The organism is Mycobacterium sp. NPDC051804 (assembly GCF_044452905.1).
Taxonomy (GTDB): Bacteria; Actinomycetota; Actinomycetes; order Mycobacteriales; family Mycobacteriaceae; genus Mycobacterium.
The window spans coordinates 825,921-847,160 of sequence record NZ_JBITCD010000003.1; the positions used below are offsets into that span (position 1 = coordinate 825,921).

Below are 21,240 nucleotides of genomic sequence, written 5' to 3' on the forward strand. Positions count from 1 at the left end.
GTGCAAAGCTGAATGCGCCTGGGTGCCAGACCCGTCCGGCGAACGCAAACGAGGTATCTCGATGACCTTCAACGAAGGCATGCAGATCGACACGAGCACAACGTCGACCAGCGGCGGCGGCGGCCGCGGCCCTGGACGCGGCATCGCGGTCGGCGGCGGCGTCGGCGGCCTGCTCATCCTTGTCGTCGCCTTGTTTCTGGGAGTCGACCCAAGTTCGGTCATGCCGACGCAGCAGTACGACACCGGCGGCGTCGAGACGCCCGGCTTCGACACCAGCCAGTGCAAGACCGGCGAGGACGCGAACAACATCGTGCAGTGCCGGGTGATCGCGACGGGCAACTCGGTGGACGCGGTGTGGCAGCAACTGCTGCCTGGTTATCAACGACCGCGGATGGAGATCTTCCAGGATCAGATCCAGACCGCCTGCGGTCCCGCGACCAGTGATGTCGGCCCGTTCTACTGCCCGGGCGATCAGACCGCGTACTTCGATGTCGGGTTCTTCGATGTGCTCAAGAACCAGTTCGGTTCCAGCGGTGGTCCGTTGGCCCAGGAGTATGTGGTGGCCCACGAGTACGGCCATCATGTACAGAACCTCGAGGGCTCACTTGTCAATGCGCAGCGTGATCCGGAGGGCGCCACCGGTGGCGGCGTGCGCACCGAGTTGCAGGCCGACTGCTATGCAGGCATCTGGGCCCACTATGCGACCATCACCAAGCAGGACAGCACCGGGGTTCCATTCCTGGAGCCGTTGAGCGACAAGGACATTGCCGACGCCCTGTCGGCCGCGGCATCGGTGGGCGACGATCGCATCCAGCAAGCCGCCACCGGGCGCGTCAACCCCGAGGCATGGACCCACGGTTCCTCCGAACAACGGCAGAAGTGGTTCACCGAGGGCTATCGCACCGGCGACGTCAACAGCTGCGACACCTTCTCCGCCACGAACTTGGGTTAGATTTCGCCGGTAGCTGATCGGCTGCGATCGCCGCGGCGTTCGATCTAGCGTCGAGACATGGACCCCGTCACCGTCACGCCCGACCTCACCATGCTCGTCGTGCGCGGATGGCAGGTCTACCTGTGGCGCGACGCCGATTCGGTGACCGTCATCGACACCGGCGCACCCGGCTCGGGCGCCGAGATCTTGGCGGCAGCGCCGCGGATCGACCGGATCGTGCTGACCCACGGCCACGTGGACCACTGCGGTTCTGCCGCCGAGCTGCAAGACGCCACGGGCGCAACTGTTTTCGCCGGGGCAGGTGACTCCAGGGAGATCCGGGAGGGCGTAGCCATGCCGCCACCCGTTTTCGAAGATTGGGAAATCCCGATCCACCAACGTGTTTCGGCCGGCTTGCCGGATGCGGCGCCACCGGTTCCCGGACTGCAGGATCTGCACGACGGCGACGTGCTGGACTTCGGTGGCGGCGCGGAGATCCTCTCCATCCCCGGGCATACCGACGGCAGCATTGCGATTCACCTGCCCCGCCGCGGCGTGCTGTTCACCGGCGACACCATCGCTCATGTCGGGACGGTCATGCTGGGCACGTTCAACCAGGATCGGGCACAGACCGTGGCGTCTTTCAAGCGACTCGCGGCACTGGATGTCGAGACGGCGTGCTTCGGCCATGGCGAGCCGATCATCACGGCCGCTGGGGCCCGGATCCGCGACACTGCTGACACACTGACTGGGTGACGTCCGAGCGCGACCCCATCGAGCCCGACAGCAAGGACTGGACCTGGGTGTTGTCGCGATCCTGCCCCGAGTGCGGGTTCGCCCCTGACACCGTGCACCACACCGAGGTCGCCGACCGCATCCGCGCCGACGCCGCCGAATGGGTGCCGCGGCTGGCTCAGCCCGGGGTCAGGAACCGGCCGGAGCCGACCGTGTGGTCGACGCTGGAGTATGGCTGCCATATTCGCGACGTGCACCGCATCTTCGACCATCGCGTCCGGCTGATGCTCGACGAGGACGAACCGCGGTTCCCCAACTGGGATCAGGACGAGACCGCGCTGACCGACGACTATGCCGCACAGGAGCCGGCCACGGTTGCCACCGAGCTGTTCGACGCCGCGGTCATCGTCGCCGACACCTACATACGCGTCCCGGACGATGCGTGGTCGCGACGGGGACTGCGCAGCAACGGCAGCGAGTTCACCGTCGCATCAATTGCGATTTACCACTTGCACGACATCGTCCATCACGCGCACGATGTCGGGCATGGCTGAAGACACACCGCTGGCGGGCAAGGTCGCCTTCGTCACGGGAGCGGCGCGCGGACAAGGACGTTCTCACTGCATTCGGTTGGCCCGGGCGGGTGCTGACATCGTCGCGATCGACGCCTGCGGGCCGGTCGCCGAGCACAATGGCTATCCCCCAGCGCTGCCCGAGGACCTCGCCGAGACGGTGAGCCTGGTCGAGGGCGAGGGACGCAAGATCCGCGCTGAGGAGATCGACGTACGCGACCTGGAGGGCCAGCAGCGGGTGGTGGCCGACACGATCGAGCAGTTCGGCCGGCTCGACATCGTCGTCGCCAACGCCGGCGTGCTGAATTGGGGTCGGCTGTGGGAGATTTCGGCGAAACAGTTCCAAGAAGTCGTCGACACCAATCTGACGGGGGTATGGAACACGATCAAGGCGGTGGTGCCGGCGATGATCGAGGCCGGTAACGGCGGCTCGATCATCAACATCAGCTCGGCGGCCGGCATCAAGGCGGTTCCGGGTTGCGGCCACTACTGCGCGAGCAAGTTCGGCGTGGTCGCGCTGACCAATTCACTTGCGGTCGAGTTGGGCGAGTTCGGGATTCGCGTGAACTCGGTTCATCCCTACGGCACCGACACCCCGATGGGTAATGACGCCTCGATGTGGCAGATGTTCGCCGACCACCAACTTCATCCATAGCTTCTCCCCCGGTGCGCTGCCGACCGACTCGCTGGCCGCCCCGGATCTGGTGTCCGACATCGTGCTGTGGCTGGCCAGCGACGCGTCGTCGCTCGTGACCGCAGCCCAGATCCCCGCGGACAAGGGCTATCTGAAGGTCTAGAGCCGCGACTGCTCTTTGATGCTCGAATCGGTAGTGCGCAGCGGGCGGATCAGCGCGTCCTGACCGAACGAGGCGATGAGCTCACCGCTTTCGGTGTGGACGGCGCCGCGTACGTATGACATGCCCGCACCCACCTGCGTGCTCTCGTGGGTATACAGCAGCCAGCCGTCCCACGTGAACGGTTCATGAAAGCTGACCGTCACCGTCATCGGCGCCGTCGACACGGTCAGGTGCGCCTGCGCCGTTCCGATTCCTTCGTGGGCCCGCATCGTCGTCGAAATACCAAGGTGTCCAGTGAAATACGCGATCAGCGCCTTGGCCAGGTCGTCGCGTGAGGGAATCGGGTCATAGTGGAGCCACGCGTACAGTTCGGGCGGTCCGACCTCGTCGGGGCTGTTCACGTCGACGACGTCGACCAGGCGCAGCTGACGCCCGGTCATCGGCATCTCCGACTCGTTCGCCTCGGTGGGACCCGTGACGTCGGGCCGCGGCAGGTGATGGCGGATGACGTCGCCGGTGGGGACATCGGTGAGCACCGTCGCCACGATGCAGCGCTTGCCGTTCTGCTTGGCCGCGACAATCGCGGTCGCCGTCGACCGGCCCTCGTTGACCACGTCGAGTTCCAGCTCGACTGGACCCGCACCGACCATGACAGCCCGGGCGAAGACCGCGGAGACAGAGCGCACCGACTTCTCCGGAAAGCGTTTGGCCACAGCGACAATCGCCTGCGCAAGGACCTGTGTGCCCTCGACCACCTGGCGGTCGTCCTGACCTGCCGGGCCTGTTTCGGCAATGAATCTGTTCTCTCCGTCGGGCTGCACGTCGAACAGATCGAGCAGGCTCTCAACGGTCCAGGACGTCTGCGCTGAGTCTGTGGTCATGGGAGGGAACACTAACCGAGCCCGGGCAAAAGCGGTAACGTCGTTACCGACATTCGCGCACACAACCGGGAGGTGGCCATGGCGAAGCGCAGCGGTCGGCCGCCCGGCGGAGGCGCCCGCCCCACGTCAGACGGCGTCGTCGACCTGGATCCAGAGTCGCGCCCGAAGCGATTCATGAAGTCGGCGTTGGCAATTCTCGGCGAGACCGGCCGTACGGACTTCACCGTGCTCGAAGTCGTTGAACGCTCCAAGACCTCGCTGCGATCCTTCTACCAGCATTTCTCCACCAAGGACGAATTGCTGCTGGCGCTGGTCGACAAGATCATGTCGGAGTCGACGCGCAAGTGGCGCGAGGACACCACGGGCCTGCCCGCCGCCGATGCGCTGCGCATCCTCATCGACCGCATCTGCACACCCGCGGAAACGACCACGCAGGACAAGGTCAACCGCGGCCTGACGTTTTACAACGATCGCTTAGCCGAGGCGCTGCCCAGCGAGTACGCCCGCGTGCTGTCTCCGGTGCACGACCTGATCAAGGACATCATCCGCAGCGGCATCGATGAGGGCGCATTCCGCTCCAACATCGACATCGACGCAACGGCCGCGCTGATCATGCAGTCGGCCCTCGGGGCGATGCGACTGCGGGTGCTCGGCGCCGAACTCACGGGCGTCCCGGTCGACGCCGACCACATCTACGACTTCTGCGTCAGCAGCCTCACGGGTCGCCACGACCGCGCCTGACCTGCACCGGCACCGGTGCGGAACCCGGTGCGAATCCAGTGTGAAAAAGACCTCAACCAGGGGTGGTGTTTTCGCTGGTCCAGAAGTGGTAACGTCGTTACCACCATAGCCCGTCAAGACCCATGCGAGTCCCCAGGAGGCGCAACTATGACCCGCGAACTCCCCTATCCGGTGTTCGATGCCGACAACCACTTCTACGAGCCCAAAGAGGCGCTGACGCAGTTCCTGCCAGAGCACCGCAAGGGCGTCATCGACTACATCGACGTGCGCGGACGGACCAAGATCATGGTCCGCAACGTCGTCAGCGACTACATCCCGAACCCGACCTTCGAGGTGGTCGCGCGACCGGGTGCCCAGGAGGAGTACTTCCGGCACGGCAGCGGCGGCAAAAGCTTCCGCGAGGTCATGGGTAAGCCGATGAAGTCCATTCCGGCGTTCCGTAATCCCGAGGCCCGCCTCGAGGTGATGGACAGCCTCGGTCTGGACTACTCGTTGATGTTCCCGACGCTGGCCAGCCTCGTCGAGGAACGACTCAAGGATGACCCCGACCTGATTCTCGACATCGTCCATGCGCTGAACCAGTGGATGTACGAGACCTGGCAGTTCAACTACGAGGACCGCATCTTCTCCACCCCCGTGATCAACCTGGGCAACGTGGATCGCGCCCTCGAGGAACTCGACTGGTGCCTCGAGCGCGGCGCGAAGACGGTTCTGGTTCGGCCCGCGCCGGTGCCGGGCTACCGCGGCACCCGCTCGCTGGGCGTCGAGGAGTTCGATCCGTTCTGGGACGCCTGTGTCAAAGCGGGCATCCCCGTGTCGATGCACGCTTCGGACAGCGGTTACTCCGAGTACCTCAACGACTGGGAACCCGGCGACGAGTTCAAGCCGTTCGCGCCCACCTCGTTCCGGATGGTCGCGATGGGCAAGCGCCCGATCGAGGACACCATGGCGGCGTTGGTGTGCCACGGTGCGCTGACCCGTAACCCCGACCTTCGTGTCCTTTCCATCGAGAACGGCGCGGACTGGGTGCCCTACCTGTTCAAGCAGTTCAAGAACGTCTATTCGAAGATGCCGCACGGCTTCCTGGAGGATCCGATCGAAGCGTTCCATCGCTGCGTCTACGTCGCGCCGTTCTGGGAGGACGACTTCGCCCAGATGGCCGATCTGTTGGGTATCGACCGGGTGATCTTCGGTTCGGACTGGCCGCACCCGGAGGGCCTGGCGCAGCCGACGCACCTGATCGACGACCTCCAGGGGCTCGACGCGGAGGGACAGCGAAAGGTCATGGGTGGCAACATGATCGACCTGTTCAAGATCCCGAACGAGAAGGTCCACAAGCCAGGTGTACCCGCGCTGGAATTCGCCTGATCGCTACGGTCCCTATCGTGAATGTGCGTGTCGGTACTCCGGCACGCACTTCACGCGTCATCGAAAGTGAGTTGCGCCGTGACCGACGCCGCAAACCCTGAACGGCTGCTCTTCGCCTCGACCACCCAAACGTTCCTCGAGAAGGGCGCGTCGCTGGGTCGGCTTCGTGAACTTCACGCCGCTGGAACGTCGTTCGAGATGGATTGGTGGAGCCGCGCCGCCGAACTCGGCTGGACCAGCCTGCTGGTGCCCGAGGAACTTGGCGGCGGCAACGTATCCGGTGACGGAGTCGCGGACCTTGCTCTGGTCGCGGAACTGGCGGGCCACACCGTCGCACCAGGACCGCTGCATCCGGTGAGCATCGTGCTGGCTGGTCTGACCGAGGTCCCCGAAAACCATGAGCAGACAATCGAGTCGTTGATCGCCGGTGAGATCGTGGCGTCGTGGGCGGTCTACGAACCAGGTAAGCAATGGTCCCCACTCGAGGCGTCAGTGACCGCGACGCCCACCGACAAGGGATACCGCATCGACGGCGTGAAAGACCGCGTCGAGGCGGCCGCCGACAGCGCGATGCTGCTGGTGGTGGCCAATTGCGACGGCGCGGTGCGACAGTTCCTGGTGCCGACCGACGCGGCAGGCGTCACCGTCGAAGCGCAACGGTCGATCGACATGGTGAAGACCTACGCCCGAGTGCAATTCGACGGTGTCGACGTCGACGCGTCTGCCGTCGTCGGCTCTGCCGAGCAGACCCCGGCGCTCATCGAGAGACAAAGCCAGATCGCCGCAATACTCCAATGCGCCGAGATCGTCGGGATCCTGGAAACGGTGCTGGACTTCACCATCCAGTGGGGGTTCGACCGACATTCGTTCGGCAGGCCCATCGGCTCGTACCAGGCGCTGAAACACAAGTACGCCGATCTCAAGATTTGGTTCGAATCGTGCCGGGCGACGACGAACGCTGCAGTCGCCGAGGTGTCCGCGCGGTCGGCGAATGCCGAGATGGCGGTCAGCGTCGCGAAATCCTATGTGGGCGAACATGCTCCAGGGATGCTGCAGGACTGCATCCAGCTGCACGGCGGCATCGGGGTCACCTGGGAGCACGATCTGCACATCTTTCTACGGCGGGCGACGCTGTACCGCTCCCTGTTCGGGACACCGGAAGATCACAATTTGCGTGTGTACGCGCTCACCAAGAATCTGGAGACCGCATCATGACCGACACCGCGTCGGCGACGACCGAAACGACGGAGTCGGTCGAGGAATTCGCGACACGGGCCCGCACCTGGCTGGCCGAGAACATGCCGTCGATCGATCCGGCCAATCCACCTGAGCACGACCGCGGCGAAGAGGAACCGTGGGATCGCGCCAAGGAATTGCAGAAGAAGCTCTACGAGGGTGGATTCGCGGGCATCTGCTTCCCCCGCGAATACGGCGGCCTCGGACTGCCGATCGCCTACCAGAAGGCGTTCAACAACGAGTCTCGCTGCTACGAGCTACCGGTCATCCTGAACACCCCAACCTTTACGATCTGCGCGGCGACCATCCTGGACACCGGGTCCGAAGAGCAGAAGCAGCAACATATCTCGGCAGCGCTGCGTGGTGACGAGGTGCTCGTGCAGTTGCTGTCGGAGCCCAGCGGCGGTTCCGATCTCGCAGGCGTCATCACCCGCGCCGATCGCAAGGGCGACAAGTGGGTGATCAACGGCGCTAAGACGTGGAGCACGAGCGCGTTCGCCGCAGACTACGGGCTGATGCTCGCGCGCACCGACTGGGATGTGCCCAAGCACGAAGGCCTGACGATGTTCCTGGTCCCCATCAACAGTCCTGGCATCACTCTGCGGCGCATCAAGCAGGTGAACGGCTCAGTCGAGTTCTGCGAGGAGTTCTTCGACAACCTCGAACTCGGTGACGACGCTGTCGTCGGCGAGGTCAACGGCGGCTGGCACGTGGCGTCCCGACAGCTCTATCACGAGCGTCGTGCGGTCGGCGGCGGATCGGAGTTCGCGAGTGGCATTGGCGCCGAAGGCAAGTCCGATGTGCCGATCGACTACGTCGCGCTGCTGGGCGCCACTGGACAGGCCGACAGCGAGCGGGCACAGGAGGCCGCGGGACGCGCGCTGGTGCACCGTGCGGTGCGCGAGCAGCTCATCGACCACGTGTATCACGGCGTTCTCGACGGCTCACTACCGCCGGCCGCGGGATCGATCATCCGGGTCACCCACGCCGAGGTTCATCACCTGGAATTTGACACCGTGCTGTCGCTGACGGGGAGCACGGGTGTCGTGGATGCCGGCGACGACATGATCCGCTACGGCGACCGGTACCTGTCACGGCAGGCTGCGGCGCTCGGCGGTGGCACCACTGAAATCGCAAAGAACATCATCGGTGAACGCGTGCTGGGCTTTCCGCGTGAGCATGCCGCTGACCGGGGTGTGCCGTTCAATCAGGTGAAGCGCAACCGGGGCTAGGTCCTGCGTCGAGACTGTCAAAACAGCGTGGGCTGCAGGGCTTCGGCGCAGTCGACTGCGGGGGTCGCCGCGGCACGGAACGAACGGCGGTCGGGCGCCAGGCCGTGCTTGGCGATCAACGGCGTCACCCTGTCATGCAGCATCTTCTTGTAGTCCGACGGCAAATAGGCTCCGCGCCTGTACAACTCGCCATAGGCCGACACAAGCTCAGGATGCGACCGCGCCAACCACGCCATGAACCACCCGCGCGTCGAACCACGCAGATGCAGGCCGAACGCCGTCACCCCCGTCGCCCCCGCCGCGGCGATCTGACCCAACAACGCATCCAGATGTGCCACCGAATCCGTCAGGTGGGGTAAAACCGGGGCCACCATGACGTGACAGTCCAGACCCGCGTCGCGCACCGCGGAGATCAACCCGAGGCGAGCCTGCGGGGACGGCGTACCCGGCTCGACATCCTTGTGCAGTTCGGGATCCCCGACCGCCAGTGATATCGCCACGCTGACGTCGACCTGCCGAGCTGCCTCGGTGATCAACGGCAGGTCGCGGCGCAACAGCGTGCCCTTGGTCAGGATCGAAAACGGCGTACCGGAATCTGTCAGCGCGCCAATGATTCCCGGCATCAGCGCGTAACGACCCTCCGCCCGCTGATACGGATCGGTGTTGGTACCCAGCGCCACCGTCTCCCGTTGCCACGACCGCCGGGCCAGCTCTCGCCGCAGCACGTCGGCGACATTCGTCTTCACGACCACCTGCGTGTCGAAATCAGCCCCGGGGTCGAATTCCAGGTACTCGTGCGTGGGCCGGGCGAAACAGTATCGGCAGGCGTGCGAGCAACCGCGATAGCCGTTGACCGTGTACCGGAACGGCAGCATCGCCGCGTTGGGCACCTTGTTCAACGCCGACTTGCACAACACCTCGTGGAACGTGATGCCTTCGAACTGCGGCGTGCGCACACTGCGGATGAACCCGATCCGCTGCAGACCGGGCAAGGCGCCGTCGTCGACGCTGACGCCTTGACCGTCCCACCGCACTCCCTTATTCGAACTTATGTTCGATGCGATGTCAAGGTAATTACGGACGTGGCGTGGCCTGCTCGACCGCCTCGATCACCAGTTTCGCCGCCACCAGCGCCCCGTCCGCACGGATCACGCCCGCCGATTCGGCCGCTCGCGCGCCCACCTCAGGGGTCAACGCCATGCCGAGGGCGGCCGTCAGGGATTCATTCGTCGGATTCGCGCCGTCGTGTGCCACACCGATGCCGAGAGCGGCCACTCGACCCGCCCAGTACGGCTGGTCCGCGATCTGCGGCACCACCACCTGCGGCGCGCCGGCCCGGGCCGCCGTGGTCGTCGTGCCCGCGCCGCCGTGGTGCACCACGGCGGCCACCCGGGTGAACAGCGCCTGCAGGTTCGCTTCGCCGACGATGAAGCAGTCGTCCCCGTCGTCGATCGCCGCCAGATCCGCCCACCCACGCGAAATGACGATGCGCCGGCCGTGTGCGCGGATCGCCTCCATGGCGACGGCGGCGACGTCGTCGGGCGCTCGCACACTGCTGAAGCCCACGTAGACCGGTGGCGCACCCGCATCCAGGAACGCCATCAGCTCCCCCGGCAGTGGGCGAGTGTCGGGCAGGATCCACGCGCCGGTCTGCACGACGTCGACGTCGGGTGAGCCCGGCCATGGGGCGAGGACCGGGTCGGCCGCCAGGAACGGTCGGCTTGTGTGGACATGATCGCGAACGTTGTCCACCGGAGGTAACCCCAGCGCCGCCCGATGTGTATTGAGCGGGGCGCCGTAAAGCGCCTGCACGCGTTCGGCATCGACGGCCCACAACTCCTTGTTGCCAGCACCGGGCGGGAACGGCCGGCCCGGCCGCGACAGCGGTGTCTGGTGCGGTGATGGCAGCACACCCGGCATGAACGCCACACACGCGTAATAGATGCCCAGCCACTCGGCGATCGAGCGTAGCCCGGCCGGCATCAGCCCCGTCGCGACCAACGCGTCGCAATCTTCGGCGGCCGGCGCCACCGTCTCGAACTGACTGGCCACCAACTCGGCGGCGACGCGGGGCGCATCGGCAGGCGTCGACGGTTTGACACCGGATGCCTTCACACCGTGCACCAAGTCGCGCACCGACTTTCCGGCCGCGATCATCGGGACACCGACGCGGGTCGCGTGCTCCGCGAAGTCCGGAGGTGCACACATCCGCACCTCGACGCCCTGAGCGCGCAACGCGACCGCCAGTCCCAACATCGGTTCGACGTCACCACGTGACCCCCACGTCGACAACAACACGCGCATTCCCGCCACCCCAATTCCGCTGGTAATCCGGACAGGAGGACGATTGTGCGACATCACCGGGGTCTTGCGGCAAGCCCCCCGGTGCGCTATATGTTGAAAGTGGAAGGGGTGCGTTCTCCCCGACCGATCCCCTTTTTCCTTGTCTCCCTTACGGTGTCGCCCGTGACGGAATTGCGGTAGACGACCTCCCCGCAGCCGACGACTGCGAGCGGCTCGCGGTCAGGCGACCGAAGCGTGAACTACCACCGGCTGAGCTGGCAGAAGGCCGTCGTGGGGCCGGTGTTCTGGACGGCCAGTTGTCCGTCGACCCAGATCTCGCAATGCGCGTTCGGCGGCGCCTCCATGGCGTGCCCGGCCCGAGCCACGCTGATGTACGCCCATTGCGGGTCGCTCAGCGTCGCGGTCGCCTCCCACGGGACGACGAATTTGCCCCTGGTCGAGTAGGCATTCGCGTCGGCGTTGAAGGCCTGCAGATCCGCGGGCGAACTGGTCACGTAGTTGATGTCAAAGCTCAGCGGGGCGTCTGCGGTGACAACGTATTTGACGTTCGGCCCGGGCGGTTGCGCGTCCGCCGTTACCTGGCTGACCGCCAGTGAACCTGCCGCCAGCACGAGCGTCGCCCCGACCATCGATGTCGCTTTTCGCATATTCGTCACATCGCCGCACCGTACCGGACCGTTACACGCACGTCAGGTCAGCTCCGGCAGTGCCCGCAAACGGCAAACCAACATCGGTTCTCCTACAGGTTAATTTGTTCGTCACACACAGACATTTGGCAGAAACACAGCCGCTCTAACGTCCCGATTCGACACCCCCGCGGTGCCACGAATTCTGCTCTCCAGCCGACGCGCATCCCCTGATGTGCGCTGCTGATATAGGGAAAGGCTGTCAATGCGACTACCACAACGCTCTTCGTTGAGAAGGTCTGCGCTCGCGACGGGAAGCATCGTCGCCGCGGCGGGCCTGCTGTTGGCGGGCTGTGGAAGCAAGGCGACCGAGTCCGACTCGGCAAACGCCGAATCGTGTGTGGACACCTCGGGTCCTAGCGTCAAGGTGGGCTCGCTGAACTCGTTGTCGGGAACGATGGCGATCTCCGAAGTGACGGTGCGCGACGCCATCGCACTGGCGGTCGACGAGATCAACGCAGCCGGCGGCGTGATGGGCAAGCAGATCCAGATCGTGGGTGAGGACGGCGCCTCGGAGCCGACCGTGTTCGCCGAGAAGGCCGAGAAGCTGATCAGCAGCGACTGCGTGGCCGCGGTGTTCGGCGGCTGGACGTCGTCGAGCCGTAAGGCGATGCTGCCGGTCTTCGAGAGCGCGAACTCGCTGCTGTACTACCCCGTGCAATACGAGGGCCTCGAGTCGTCGAAGAACATCTTCTACACCGGCGCCACCACCAACCAGCAGATCGTGCCCGCGCTGGACTATCTGAAGGAGAAAGGCGTCAAGTCGCTCTATCTCGTCGGCAGTGACTACGTCTTCCCGCAGACCGCGAACCGGATCATCAAGGCCTACGCCGAAGCCAACGGTATCGAGATCAAGGGCGAGGACTACACGCCGCTGGGCTCGACGGACTTCTCGACCATCGTCAACAAGGTCCGCACGGCCGACGCCGACGCCGTGTTCAACACGCTGAACGGCGACTCGAACGTGGCGTTCTTCCGCGAGTACAAAAACGTCGGCCTGACACCGCAGGACATGCCGGTCGTGTCGGTGTCGATCGCCGAGGAGGAAGTCGGCGGCATCGGTGTGCAGAACATCACCGGGCAGCTGACGGCGTGGAACTACTACCAGACGATCGACACTCCGGTGAACAACGCGTTCGTCAAGGCCTACAAGGAGAAGTACGGCGCCAACAAGCCGACGTCGGATCCGATGGAGGCGGCCTACGTCTCGGTCTATCTGTGGAAGAACACCGTCGAGAAGGCACAGTCGTTCGACGTCAGCGCCGTGCAGGAAAATGCGGGTGGCGTCACGTTTGACGCGCCGGAGGGTCTGGTCACCATCGACGGCGAGAACAACCACATCACCAAGACCGCGCGCATCGGTGAGATCCGTGCCGACGGACTGATCTACACGGTGTGGGAATCGCCCGGCCCGATCGAGCCGGACCCGTACCTCAAGTCCTACCCTTGGGCCGCTGGTCTCTCGGGCTGAGTTGGGCATGGATGTTCTAATCGGGCAGCTGGCAACGGGATTGAGTCTCGGCTCAATCCTGTTGCTGGCCGCACTCGGTCTGTCGCTGACTTTCGGTCAGATGGGCGTTATCAACATGGCGCACGGCGAGTTCATCATGGCAGGCTGCTACGTCGCCTACGTGGTGCAGCAGATCATCTCCAGCGCCGGTGCGTCCCTGCTGATCTCGCTGGTCGTCGGCTTCGTCGTCGGCGGCGCCATGGGTGCGCTGCTGGAAGTCACGCTGATCCAGCGGATGTACCACCGACCGTTGGACACGCTGCTGGTGACGTTCGGTGTCGGCCTGATCCTTCAGCAGATCGCCCGCGACATCTTCGGCGCTCCCGCGGTCAACGTCATCGCCCCGGCGTGGCTGTCCGGCGGTGTGGAGATCTTCGGCGCGGTCGTTCCCAAGACGCGAATCTTCATTCTGGTGCTCGCAATAGCGTGTGTAGCGGCGCTCGCCACCGCCCTCAAGGTCAGCCCGATGGGCCGCCGAATCCGGGCGGTCGTGCAGAACCGCGACCTCGCCGAAACCAGCGGGATCTCATCCCGCAAGACCGACATCACCACGTTCTTCATCGGTTCGGGTCTCGCGGCCGTCGCCGGCGTCGCATTGACGATGATCGGGTCGACCAGTCCGACGATCGGGCAGAGCTATCTGATCGACGCGTTCCTCGTCGTGGTGGTCGGTGGGCTCGGCCAGATCAAGGGCACCGTGATCGCGGCGTTCTCGCTGGGCTTCTTGAACTCGTTCATCGAGTACAACACCACCGCATCGCTGGCCAAGGTGATCGTCTTCGTGATCATCGTGATCTTCCTGCAGGCCCGACCGCAGGGCCTGTTCACCGTTCGCACAAGGAGTCTGGTGTGAAAGCCGTTCTCGGCCGTTGGCAGACCTGGGCGGGTTTCGGTATCGCCGCGGTCGTGTTGTTCGGTGTGGCCCCGGTGGTGCTGTCCGACTTCCGCTTGTCGCTTCTGGGCAAGTTCCTGTGCTTCGCGATCGTCGCGGTCGGTATCGGGCTGGCGTGGGGCCGGGGCGGAATGCTGGTGCTCGGTCAGGGCGTCTTCTTCGGCCTCGGCGGCTACATGATGGGTATGCACCTCAAGATCGCCGACGCGCAGATTCGCGGCGACGACGTGCCCGACTTCATGCAAATCGCCGGGGTGCGCGAATTGCCCGGCTATTGGCAACCGTTCGCCTCCCCCGCCTTCACACTGCTGGCGATCGTGTTGCTACCGACGGCCATCGCCGCGGCGCTCGGCTTCGGCGTCTTCAAGCGTCGGGTCAAGGGTGCGTACTTCGCGATCCTGTCGCAGGCGCTGGCCGCCGCGCTGGCGATCCTGCTCGTGGGTCAGACCAGCATCGGTGGCAGCAACGGGCTCAACAGGTTTCGTACGTTCTTCGGCTTCACCCTGAACGATCCGGCCAACCGGCGGATGCTGTACTTCATCGCCGCGGGCGTCCTGCTGCTCGTGGTCGCGGTGGTGCGGCAGCTCATGCAGAGCCGCTACGGGGAACTGCTCGTGGCTGTGCGCGACGGCGAGGAGAGGGTGCGCTTCCTCGGCTACGACCCCGCCAACATCAAGGTCGTCGCCTACACCGTCGCCGCACTGTTCGCCAGCATCGCCGGCGCTCTGTTCGCCCCGATCGTCGGATTCATCGCACCGTCACAGGTCGGCATCCTGCCGTCGATCGCGTTCCTGATCGGCGTCGCGATCGGCGGGCGCACAACGTTGTTGGGGCCGGTGCTGGGAGCGATCGGGGTGGCGTGGGCGCAAACCCTGTTCTCCGAACGCTTTCCGTCGGAGTGGACGTACGCCCAGGGTCTGCTCTTCATCGTGGTCGTCGGCTTCTTCCCCGCCGGCCTGGCCGGGTTGGGCGTCTTCCTGAAGCGTCGCCGCAAGACCAAGACCGAACCACCCGAGGAGAAAACCACCGATTCCGACCCCGACACAGAGAAGGTGGGCGCCAGCTCATGACCGAGGTCGAAGCGAGCACGGCAGGCAAGGAACCCATCGTCGGCGGCAACGTCGGCATGGGCACCCAATACCTCGAAGTACGCGGATTGACCGTCGATTTCGACGGATTCAAGGCGGTCAGTGACGTTGACCTCACCCTGTTCCAGGGTGACCTCCGATTCCTCATCGGACCCAACGGTGCGGGTAAGACAACGGTGATCGACGCGATCACCGGGCTGGTGTCCGCGTCGGGTTCGGTGAACAAGTCGGGCGTGGAACTACTCGGTAAGAAGGTGCACCAGATCGCGCGCCGCGGGGTGGGCCGAACCTTTCAGACGGCAAGCGTTTTCGAGCAACTGACCGTGCTGCAGAACCTCGACATCGCGGCGGGTGCGGGCCGATCGGCGTGGACATTGTTGCGCCGCCGCAAGGGCGTGCTCCCGGCGATCGAACAGGCGATGCACACCATCGGGCTGACCCACCTGGCCGATAAGCCGGCCGGAGTGCTCGCCCATGGGCAGAAGCAGTGGCTGGAGATCGGCATGCTGCTCGTCCAGAACGCCGATGTGCTGCTGCTCGACGAACCGGTGGCAGGCATGAGCACAGAAGAACGCGAGGAGACCGGAAACCTGTTGCGCCGAATCGGTGCCGAACGCACGGTCGTCGTCGTCGAACACGACATGGACTTCATGCGGGCATTCGCCACATCCGTCACCGTGCTCGCGCGCGGCCAGGTGATCGCGGAAGGTTCGGTCGCCGAGGTGCAGGCCAACCCGAAGGTGCAGGAGGTCTATTTGGGCACCGCCGCGGCAGGCGCCGACGGCATCGAACTCGTCGAGGAGAACTCCTGATGCTGCAACTGGTCGACGTCCACGCTGGTTACGGACGCTCCGAGGTCATCCACGGCGTCAGCATCGAGGTGCCGACCGACGGGGTCGCCGCCGTAATGGGGCACAACGGCGCGGGCAAGACGACCCTGTTGCGCGCAGCGGTCGGCCTGCTCAAATGCAATTCGGGCAAGGTGCTGTTCGACGGTGAAGAGCTCACCAAACTGCGGCCCAGCGCCCGCGTGAAGCGCGGGCTGGCATACGTGCCACAGGGGCAGCAGTCCTTCGGCCAGCTGACGACTGCCGAGAACCTTCAGGTCGTCGCCGACGGCCGCAAGTACGGTAAGCAGCTCATCGACGAGCAGCTGGATCTGTTCCCCGCGTTGAAGGAACTGCTCACCCGGCGGGCCGGCCTGCTGTCGGGCGGTCAGCGCCAGCAGCTGGCGATTGCACGCGCGCTGATCACCACCCCCAAGTGCCTGATCCTCGACGAGCCCACCGAAGGTATTCAGCCGTCAGTTGTCGCCGAGATCGAAGCGGCGATCACCGCCCTGACAGAGCGCGGCGACCTCGGGGTGCTGCTGGTCGAACAGCACATCGGTTTCGCGCTGGAATCCGCGCAGCGCTATTACATCCTCGAGGCGGGCCGGGTCACGTCCAGCGGTACCGGTGGCTCGGCATCGGAGGCTGACGTGCGCGCCGCCATGGCCATCTAGCGGCCATTTGCTGGTTCGCGCACGCTCGCGGCTCACGAAATGGCACGCTGCAATGCGTGAGCGCACCCGCCGAGGCCAAGGTACTTCTCGACACGGGCGGGCTCGTCGTCACTGACGACGGCCGTCGGGTCAACATCTTCGACCGGTGCACGGGCGGGCTCGCGACAGTCGCTTTCGTGCTCGGCGTACTCACGCTCGTCGTCGGCGGGTTCGGCCTGGTCGCAATGATCACAAAGGTCCCCTCATCGGGGCTCGGCGCGATCTTCGTCGCCGTCGGGGTTGCGCTCGCGGCGGTGATGTACCGCGTGGTCATGACAATTCTCCGTCGCCGCAAGCAACCGCTACACAGCTGCCGCTCGGTCGCGGTGATCGACCGCAAGCTCGGGCTGTTCAGCTACGGCGGCGGCGCCATCGTCCCGCTGGACCAGGTGCAGTTCGCCCGCAGGATGCAAATCGGTTCCAGCTCACCAAAACTCGTCGCGCTCACCCCCGGCGGGACCAAAGTTCTCAAGCGCGGCAACCCTTTCGACGGCGGTGTCGGCAACGCCGACGAAGTTCTCACCGCAGTTGTGCGCGGCGGCTGATCCGTGCAGGTCTCGAGGCGGTCCGCGCTCGCCCTCTTCGCGACCGCTGTCGGCGGAGCGGCGTTCGGTGTGTCCTCCTGCGGATCAGCGCCGTCAACGACCCCGAGGGCCCCGACCGCGCTACCCGAGAACGCACTCATCACCCTCGGCGTCCAAGCCGGTCCGCCGCCTGTGCCACACCGGACCGGCATCTCGTCGGCGCTGAAGATCGGCGACGATGTCTACCAAATCGATTGTGGCCTAGGCTCGTTGAACGCGTTCACCAATGCCGGGCTGAAGTTCGACCAGCTGCGGAGCATATTCATCACGCACCTGCACACTGATCACACGGTCGACTACGGCAGCTTTCTGTTCTCCGGCGGCTATACGGCGGCCAAGGGTAAAGCGCCGGTCACGGTCTACGGGCCAGGTCCCGCGGGCGGGCTGCCAGCCAGCCAGGTCGGCAACGCAAACCCGGCGACGATCGACCCGGCACATCCGACCCCGGGCCTGGCTGAGATGACGAAGTCGCTGCAGCAAGCGTTCGCCTACACGAACAACATCTTCATCCGCGACATGGGCACCGATGACCTCCAGACGTTGTTCGCGGTCACCGAGATCGCCGTGCCACCAGAAGCCAACTACCAGAACAGATCACCGAAGACCGACCCCTTCCCGGTGATGTCGGACGACAACGTCTCGGTGACCGCGACGCTGGTGTCGCACTACGACGTCTTTCCCGCGTTCGGCTTGCGCTTCGACCTGAAAAAGTCCGGCGTGTCCGTCACCTTTTCCGGTGACACCACCAAGTCCGAAAACCTGATCACGCTCGCGAAAGACACCGACATCCTGGTGCACGAGGCGCAGTTCAGCCTCGACGACGCCTACTACGGCAACAGGTTCCCGCCGAACTACCTGAAAAGCTCACACACATCGGCCGTGCAGGTCGGTGAGGTCGCCGCGGCGGCCAATGCCGGCCACGTCGTCCTGAGCCACTACGAGCCCACCGACCTGCCCGACTCCGAATGGAACGAGGCGATCGGTCAGAACTTCTCGGGCAAGCTCACGGTCGCACGCGACGGCCAAGTCTTCACTCTCTGAGATCACGAGCCCAGCGTTGCAGGAAGTCGCCCGCCGAAGAGCTTGATCGCGTTCTCGGAACTGACCTTCCGGCGGGTCGCGTCGTCCATCGGGAACGACGCCAGGAAGTCGGCACCGGCTTGGTTGTCATCCATCGGGTAGTCGACCGAGAACATCACCCGGTCTGCGCCGATCACTTCGAGAGTGCATGCGAAGGATGGCGGACAGAAATTGCCGCTCGTCGTTACATGAAAGTTGTTGCGTAAGTACTCCGACGGCAGGTTCTGCAACTTGTGGCCATCGCCGTTACCGCCGAGCCCGTAGTAGCGATCGATTCGATATGCGGCGAACGGAAGCATCTCTCCGAGGTGTCCGATGATCATCTGCAATCGCGGGAATCTGTCGAACAGCCCCGAATAAATCAGGCGCAACACGTGGGTACCTGTCTCGGCGGCGAAACCCCAAGACGCAAGATGCAGACCGTCGTCGACGTACGGTGCGAACCACGCGTCCATCACGGCGGGGTGAGGCGTCGTCGGGTGCAGATAGACCGGGGCGCCCAGCGATTGGGCACGCTCGAACAGCACTTCGTACGCCGGATCGTCGAGGTATCGACCCTGACAGTGCCCGTTGATCAACGCACCGACCAATCCCAATTCGGTTACTGCACGCTCGAACTCGGCCGCAGCGGCCTCGGGATCCTGCGTTGCCAACGTCGCGAAGCCGCCGAACCGGTGCGGGTTCGCGCGCACCGACTCGGCCAGATCGTCGTTGGCGCGGCGCGCGAGATTCACAGCGAGGGCGACATCGGTCTCGTCCTGCACACCGGGGTCGAACAGCGACAGGATCTGGAAATCAATACCTGCAGCGTCCATCTGCTCGATTCGAAGGGGTCCCCGATCGTAGAGACGGTCGTAAGCGACGGGATTGTTGGTGCGCAGCCAGGTGCCCACCACGTTGTCGGCGCTGGCCGGATCCCAGGCGAAGTGTTCTTCGAGTGCGATCAGCGACATGGCACCTCCGTGGTCGGGTCGGCTCAACCCTACGCGGATGATTCGGCATGCTGGTGGTGATCGTTTCATGCGCTAACGGGTTGATCACCAGCACCACATGCGTGCGATCAACCCGCTAAGACAGCGGACCGCGTATCAGGCTCGGTTGAGCCGCGAGAGGACGTCTACCAGAACATCGTCGACGGCGACGTCGACCTGCTCACCGGTCGCCAGGTTCTTGACCCCGACGGTGCCCGCCTCGATATCCCGGTCTCCGGCGACCAGTGCAATCGACGCACCGGAGCGGTCCGCAGCCCGCATCGCGCCCTTGATACCGCGGTCACCGTACGAGAGGTCGACGCGCACACCCGCGGCGCGCAATCGTGCCCCGAGCACCGCCAACGTGACCTTGGCCTGCTCACCGAGTGGCACGGCGAACACGTCGACGCGGGCGGTACCGCCGACGGTCTTGCCCTCGGCCTTCAAGGCCAGCATCGTCCGGTCGACACCGAGACCGAAACCGATGCCGGACAGATCTTTTCCGCCGAGCTGGCTCATCAGACCGTCATACCTGCCACCGCCGCCGATACCCGACTGTGCACCAAGGCCGTCGTGCACGAACTCGAAGGTGGTCTTGGTGTAGTAGTCCAGGCCGCGGACCATGCGGGGATTGATGACGTACGGCACCCCGAGCGCATCCAGATGCGCGAGGACGGTCCGGAAGTGCTGCTTGGCGACATCGGAGAGGTGATCCAGCATCACTGGTGCGTCCGCGGTCATCTCTCGCACCTTGGGGCGCTTGTCGTCAAGCACCCGCAATGGGTTGATCTCGGCGCGCCGGCGAGTGTCTTCATCCAAGTCGAGCTTGAACAGAAAGTCCTGCAACAGTTCCCGGTACTGCGGACGGCACGTGTCGTCACCAAGCGAAGTGATCTCCAGCCGGAACCCGTCGAGACCAAGTGATCGGAAGCCGGCGTCGGCGATCGCGATCACCTCGGCGTCCAGCGCCGGATCGTCGACACCGATGGCCTCCACCCCGACCTGCTGCAGCTGACGGTAACGGCCGGCTTGCGGGCGTTCGTAGCGGAAGAACGGGCCGGCGTAGCAGAGCTTGACGGGCAGCGGCCCGCGGTCCAGTCCGTGCTCGATCACCGCGCGCATCACCCCCGCGGTGCCCTCCGGGCGCAACGTCACCGAGCGGCCGCCCCGATCGGCGAAGGTGTACATCTCCTTGGACACCACGTCGGTGGACTCCCCCACGCCGCGGGCGAACAGCGCGGTGTCCTCGAAGATCGGGAGTTCGACATCGCCGTAACCCGCGCGGCGGGCCGTGGCCAGCAGACCGTCACGGACGCCGACGAATTGCGCCGAGTCCGGCGGCAGATAATCCGGGACGCCCTTGGGCGCCTGAAAATCACTCACTAGTTCAAGCCTTCGAGGAATGGGTTGCTACGACGTTCGAATCCGATCGTGGTCTTCTCGCCGTGTCCAGGTAGTACCACGGTGTCGTCATCGAGCACCAACAGTTTTGTGACGATCGAGCCGAGCAGATCGCGCCCGCTGCCACCGGGCAGGTCGGTGCGGCCGACCGATTGCCGGAACAGCGTATCGCCGGTGAAAACGACTTCTTCAGTGCCCTCGGATACGCGGAAAACGACCGAGCCGCGCGTGTGCCCGGGTGTGTGGTCGACCGTCACGGTGATACCCCCCAGTTCCACTTTGTCGCCATCCTTGTCCAATTCCACGACCTGCTTGGGCTCTGAGAACAGCGCGCTGAATGCCAGTCGCGCCAGCTTCGGCCCGAAATCCTTGATCGGGTCGGTCAGCATGAAGCGGTCATCAGGATGGATGTAGGCCGGGCAGCCGTACATGTCGGCCACCTTCTGCGCCGACCAGATGTGGTCGATGTGACCGTGGGTGAGCAACACGGCGGCGGGGGTGAGGTGATTCTCGTCGAGGATTCGACGTAATGGCGCCATCGCCCGTTGGCCCGGGTCGACGATGATCGCGTCGCTGCCCGCCCGCTGAGCCAGCACGTAGCAGTTGCATGCCAGCATGCCCGCCGGGAATCCGGTGACCAACACGGGTCCAGTTTTCCATCTCGGATGACGTGGGTCGTAACGCCACA

General features: G+C 64.9%; 21 protein-coding genes and 1 pseudogene. 15 read left to right on the forward strand and 7 right to left on the reverse strand.

What is annotated here, in order from left to right:
* The first annotated feature begins 61 nt into the window (after window positions 1–61).
* The 4 genes and pseudogenes from ACIA48_RS15140 to ACIA48_RS15155 all read left to right on the forward strand — a co-directional run bounded on the left by ACIA48_RS15140 (window position 62) and on the right by ACIA48_RS15155 (window position 3,035).
* The gene (locus ACIA48_RS15140; protein ID WP_396732570.1) at window positions 62–952 is read left to right on the forward strand and encodes a neutral zinc metallopeptidase; all 891 of its coding nucleotides are present in this window, start codon (window positions 62–64) and stop codon (window positions 950–952) included.
* A 57-nt stretch (window positions 953–1,009) separates the two neighbouring features.
* Window positions 1,010–1,687 (forward strand): MBL fold metallo-hydrolase, encoded by a 678-nt coding sequence (locus ACIA48_RS15145; protein ID WP_396732573.1) that lies wholly within the window; start codon window positions 1,010–1,012, stop codon window positions 1,685–1,687.
* Window positions 1,684–2,220 carry a DinB family protein gene (locus tag ACIA48_RS15150; RefSeq protein WP_396732576.1) on the forward strand — a complete coding sequence of 179 codons (537 nt, stop codon included), beginning with the start codon at window positions 1,684–1,686 and terminating at the stop codon, window positions 2,218–2,220. Before ACIA48_RS15145 ends, ACIA48_RS15150 begins: the two co-directional genes overlap by 4 nt.
* Window positions 2,204–3,035 (forward strand): annotated as a pseudogene (locus ACIA48_RS15155) (mycofactocin-coupled SDR family oxidoreductase). The gene ACIA48_RS15150 and the pseudogene ACIA48_RS15155 overlap by 17 nt, the downstream one beginning before the upstream one ends.
* Here the strand turns inward: ACIA48_RS15155 and ACIA48_RS15160 are convergent.
* Entirely contained in the window at window positions 3,032–3,916 is an 885-nt protein-coding gene (locus ACIA48_RS15160; RefSeq protein WP_396732579.1) for an acyl-CoA thioesterase, read from the reverse strand. The pseudogene ACIA48_RS15155 and the gene ACIA48_RS15160 sit on opposite strands and share 4 nt — an antisense overlap.
* Window positions 3,917–3,994: 78 nt before the next feature.
* On the opposite strand from ACIA48_RS15160, the gene ACIA48_RS15165 reads away from it, so the two are divergent.
* From ACIA48_RS15165 to ACIA48_RS15180, 4 genes are all read left to right on the forward strand, one after another.
* Window positions 3,995–4,657: a TetR/AcrR family transcriptional regulator gene (locus ACIA48_RS15165; protein ID WP_396732582.1), complete on the forward strand. Its 663-nt coding sequence runs from the start codon at window positions 3,995–3,997 to the stop codon at window positions 4,655–4,657.
* Window positions 4,658–4,804: 147 nt separating this feature from the next.
* Window positions 4,805–6,025: an amidohydrolase family protein gene (locus ACIA48_RS15170; protein WP_396732585.1), complete on the forward strand. Its 1,221-nt coding sequence runs from the start codon at window positions 4,805–4,807 to the stop codon at window positions 6,023–6,025.
* A 78-nt stretch (window positions 6,026–6,103) separates the two neighbouring features.
* Complete coding sequence (locus ACIA48_RS15175) at window positions 6,104–7,240, forward strand: acyl-CoA dehydrogenase family protein (protein WP_396732587.1); 1,137 nt, start codon at window positions 6,104–6,106, stop codon at window positions 7,238–7,240.
* Complete coding sequence (locus ACIA48_RS15180; RefSeq protein ID WP_396732590.1) at window positions 7,237–8,493, forward strand: acyl-CoA dehydrogenase family protein; 1,257 nt, start codon at window positions 7,237–7,239, stop codon at window positions 8,491–8,493. The genes ACIA48_RS15175 and ACIA48_RS15180 overlap by 4 nt, the downstream gene beginning before the upstream one ends.
* A 17-nt stretch (window positions 8,494–8,510) precedes the next feature.
* Here ACIA48_RS15180 and ACIA48_RS15185 read toward each other — a convergent pair whose 3' ends face one another.
* The 3 genes from ACIA48_RS15185 to ACIA48_RS15195 all read right to left on the reverse strand — a co-directional run bounded on the left by ACIA48_RS15185 (window position 8,511) and on the right by ACIA48_RS15195 (window position 11,444).
* Window positions 8,511–9,527 (reverse strand): Rv2578c family radical SAM protein, encoded by a 1,017-nt coding sequence (locus ACIA48_RS15185; RefSeq protein WP_396732592.1) that lies wholly within the window; start codon window positions 9,525–9,527, stop codon window positions 8,511–8,513.
* A 40-nt stretch (window positions 9,528–9,567) separates the two neighbouring features.
* Complete coding sequence (locus tag ACIA48_RS15190; protein ID WP_396732595.1) at window positions 9,568–10,797, reverse strand: glycosyltransferase; 1,230 nt, start codon at window positions 10,795–10,797, stop codon at window positions 9,568–9,570.
* A gap of 239 nt (window positions 10,798–11,036) precedes the next feature.
* Window positions 11,037–11,444 (reverse strand): hypothetical protein, encoded by a 408-nt coding sequence (locus ACIA48_RS15195; RefSeq protein WP_396732597.1) that lies wholly within the window; start codon window positions 11,442–11,444, stop codon window positions 11,037–11,039.
* Between the two features lie 244 nt (window positions 11,445–11,688).
* Here ACIA48_RS15195 and urtA point away from each other — a divergent pair, with 244 nt between their 5' ends.
* From urtA to ACIA48_RS15230, 7 genes are read left to right on the forward strand one after another with little or no spacing between them, the layout of a single operon-like run.
* Window positions 11,689–12,954 (forward strand): urea ABC transporter substrate-binding protein, encoded by a 1,266-nt coding sequence (urtA, locus tag ACIA48_RS15200; RefSeq protein ID WP_396732600.1) that lies wholly within the window; start codon window positions 11,689–11,691, stop codon window positions 12,952–12,954.
* A 7-nt stretch (window positions 12,955–12,961) separates the two neighbouring features.
* Complete coding sequence (gene urtB, locus ACIA48_RS15205; protein ID WP_396732603.1) at window positions 12,962–13,846, forward strand: urea ABC transporter permease subunit UrtB; 885 nt, start codon at window positions 12,962–12,964, stop codon at window positions 13,844–13,846.
* Complete coding sequence (gene urtC / locus ACIA48_RS15210; protein WP_396732605.1) at window positions 13,843–14,955, forward strand: urea ABC transporter permease subunit UrtC; 1,113 nt, start codon at window positions 13,843–13,845, stop codon at window positions 14,953–14,955. The genes urtB and urtC overlap by 4 nt, the downstream gene beginning before the upstream one ends.
* Entirely contained in the window at window positions 14,952–15,785 is an 834-nt protein-coding gene (urtD, locus tag ACIA48_RS15215; RefSeq protein ID WP_396732608.1) for an urea ABC transporter ATP-binding protein UrtD, read from the forward strand. Before urtC ends, urtD begins: the two co-directional genes overlap by 4 nt.
* A complete protein-coding gene (urtE, locus tag ACIA48_RS15220; RefSeq protein WP_396732611.1) occupies window positions 15,785–16,477 on the forward strand; it encodes an urea ABC transporter ATP-binding subunit UrtE in 693 nt (230 codons plus the stop codon). Before urtD ends, urtE begins: the two co-directional genes overlap by 1 nt.
* 56 nt (window positions 16,478–16,533) lie before the next feature.
* Window positions 16,534–17,061, forward strand: a complete 528-nt coding sequence (locus ACIA48_RS15225) for a hypothetical protein (protein WP_396732614.1) — start codon at window positions 16,534–16,536, stop codon at window positions 17,059–17,061.
* Window positions 17,062–17,064: 3 nt separating this feature from the next.
* Entirely contained in the window at window positions 17,065–18,141 is a 1,077-nt protein-coding gene (locus ACIA48_RS15230) for an MBL fold metallo-hydrolase (protein WP_396732616.1), read from the forward strand.
* Between the two features lie 2 nt (window positions 18,142–18,143).
* Here the strand turns inward: ACIA48_RS15230 and ACIA48_RS15235 are convergent, their stop codons facing one another.
* The 3 genes from ACIA48_RS15235 to ACIA48_RS15245 all read right to left on the reverse strand — a co-directional run bounded on the left by ACIA48_RS15235 (window position 18,144) and on the right by ACIA48_RS15245 (window position 21,196).
* A complete protein-coding gene (locus ACIA48_RS15235) occupies window positions 18,144–19,133 on the reverse strand; it encodes an amidohydrolase family protein (RefSeq protein ID WP_396732619.1) in 990 nt (329 codons plus the stop codon).
* Between the two features lie 135 nt (window positions 19,134–19,268).
* The gene (hisS, locus tag ACIA48_RS15240; RefSeq protein ID WP_396732622.1) at window positions 19,269–20,534 is read right to left on the reverse strand and encodes a histidine--tRNA ligase; all 1,266 of its coding nucleotides are present in this window, start codon (window positions 20,532–20,534) and stop codon (window positions 19,269–19,271) included.
* Window positions 20,534–21,196, reverse strand: coding sequence for an MBL fold metallo-hydrolase (locus tag ACIA48_RS15245; RefSeq protein WP_396732624.1), 663 nt, complete (start codon window positions 21,194–21,196; stop codon window positions 20,534–20,536). The genes hisS and ACIA48_RS15245 overlap by 1 nt, the downstream gene beginning before the upstream one ends.
* Window positions 21,197–21,240: the final 44 nt, after the last annotated feature.

Bases quoted from the DNA above. Each gene is read 5' to 3' on its own strand.
- ACIA48_RS15140 (WP_396732570.1), top strand. From the start codon at position 62: ATGACCTTCAACGAAGGCATGCAGATCGACACGAGCACAACGTCGACC.
- ACIA48_RS15145 (WP_396732573.1), top strand. From the start codon at position 1,010: ATGGACCCCGTCACCGTCACGCCCGACCTCACCATGCTCGTCGTGCGC.
- ACIA48_RS15160 (WP_396732579.1), bottom strand. From the start codon at position 3,916: ATGACCACAGACTCAGCGCAGACGTCCTGGACCGTTGAGAGCCTGCTC.
- ACIA48_RS15165 (WP_396732582.1), top strand. From the start codon at position 3,995: ATGGCGAAGCGCAGCGGTCGGCCGCCCGGCGGAGGCGCCCGCCCCACG.
- ACIA48_RS15170 (WP_396732585.1), top strand. From the start codon at position 4,805: ATGACCCGCGAACTCCCCTATCCGGTGTTCGATGCCGACAACCACTTC.
- ACIA48_RS15180 (WP_396732590.1), top strand. From the start codon at position 7,237: ATGACCGACACCGCGTCGGCGACGACCGAAACGACGGAGTCGGTCGAG.
- ACIA48_RS15190 (WP_396732595.1), bottom strand. From the start codon at position 10,797: ATGCGCGTGTTGTTGTCGACGTGGGGGTCACGTGGTGACGTCGAACCG.
- ACIA48_RS15195 (WP_396732597.1), bottom strand. From the start codon at position 11,444: ATGCGAAAAGCGACATCGATGGTCGGGGCGACGCTCGTGCTGGCGGCA.
- urtA (WP_396732600.1), top strand. From the start codon at position 11,689: ATGCGACTACCACAACGCTCTTCGTTGAGAAGGTCTGCGCTCGCGACG.
- urtB (WP_396732603.1), top strand. From the start codon at position 12,962: ATGGATGTTCTAATCGGGCAGCTGGCAACGGGATTGAGTCTCGGCTCA.
- urtD (WP_396732608.1), top strand. From the start codon at position 14,952: ATGACCGAGGTCGAAGCGAGCACGGCAGGCAAGGAACCCATCGTCGGC.
- urtE (WP_396732611.1), top strand. From the start codon at position 15,785: ATGCTGCAACTGGTCGACGTCCACGCTGGTTACGGACGCTCCGAGGTC.
- ACIA48_RS15235 (WP_396732619.1), bottom strand. From the start codon at position 19,133: ATGTCGCTGATCGCACTCGAAGAACACTTCGCCTGGGATCCGGCCAGC.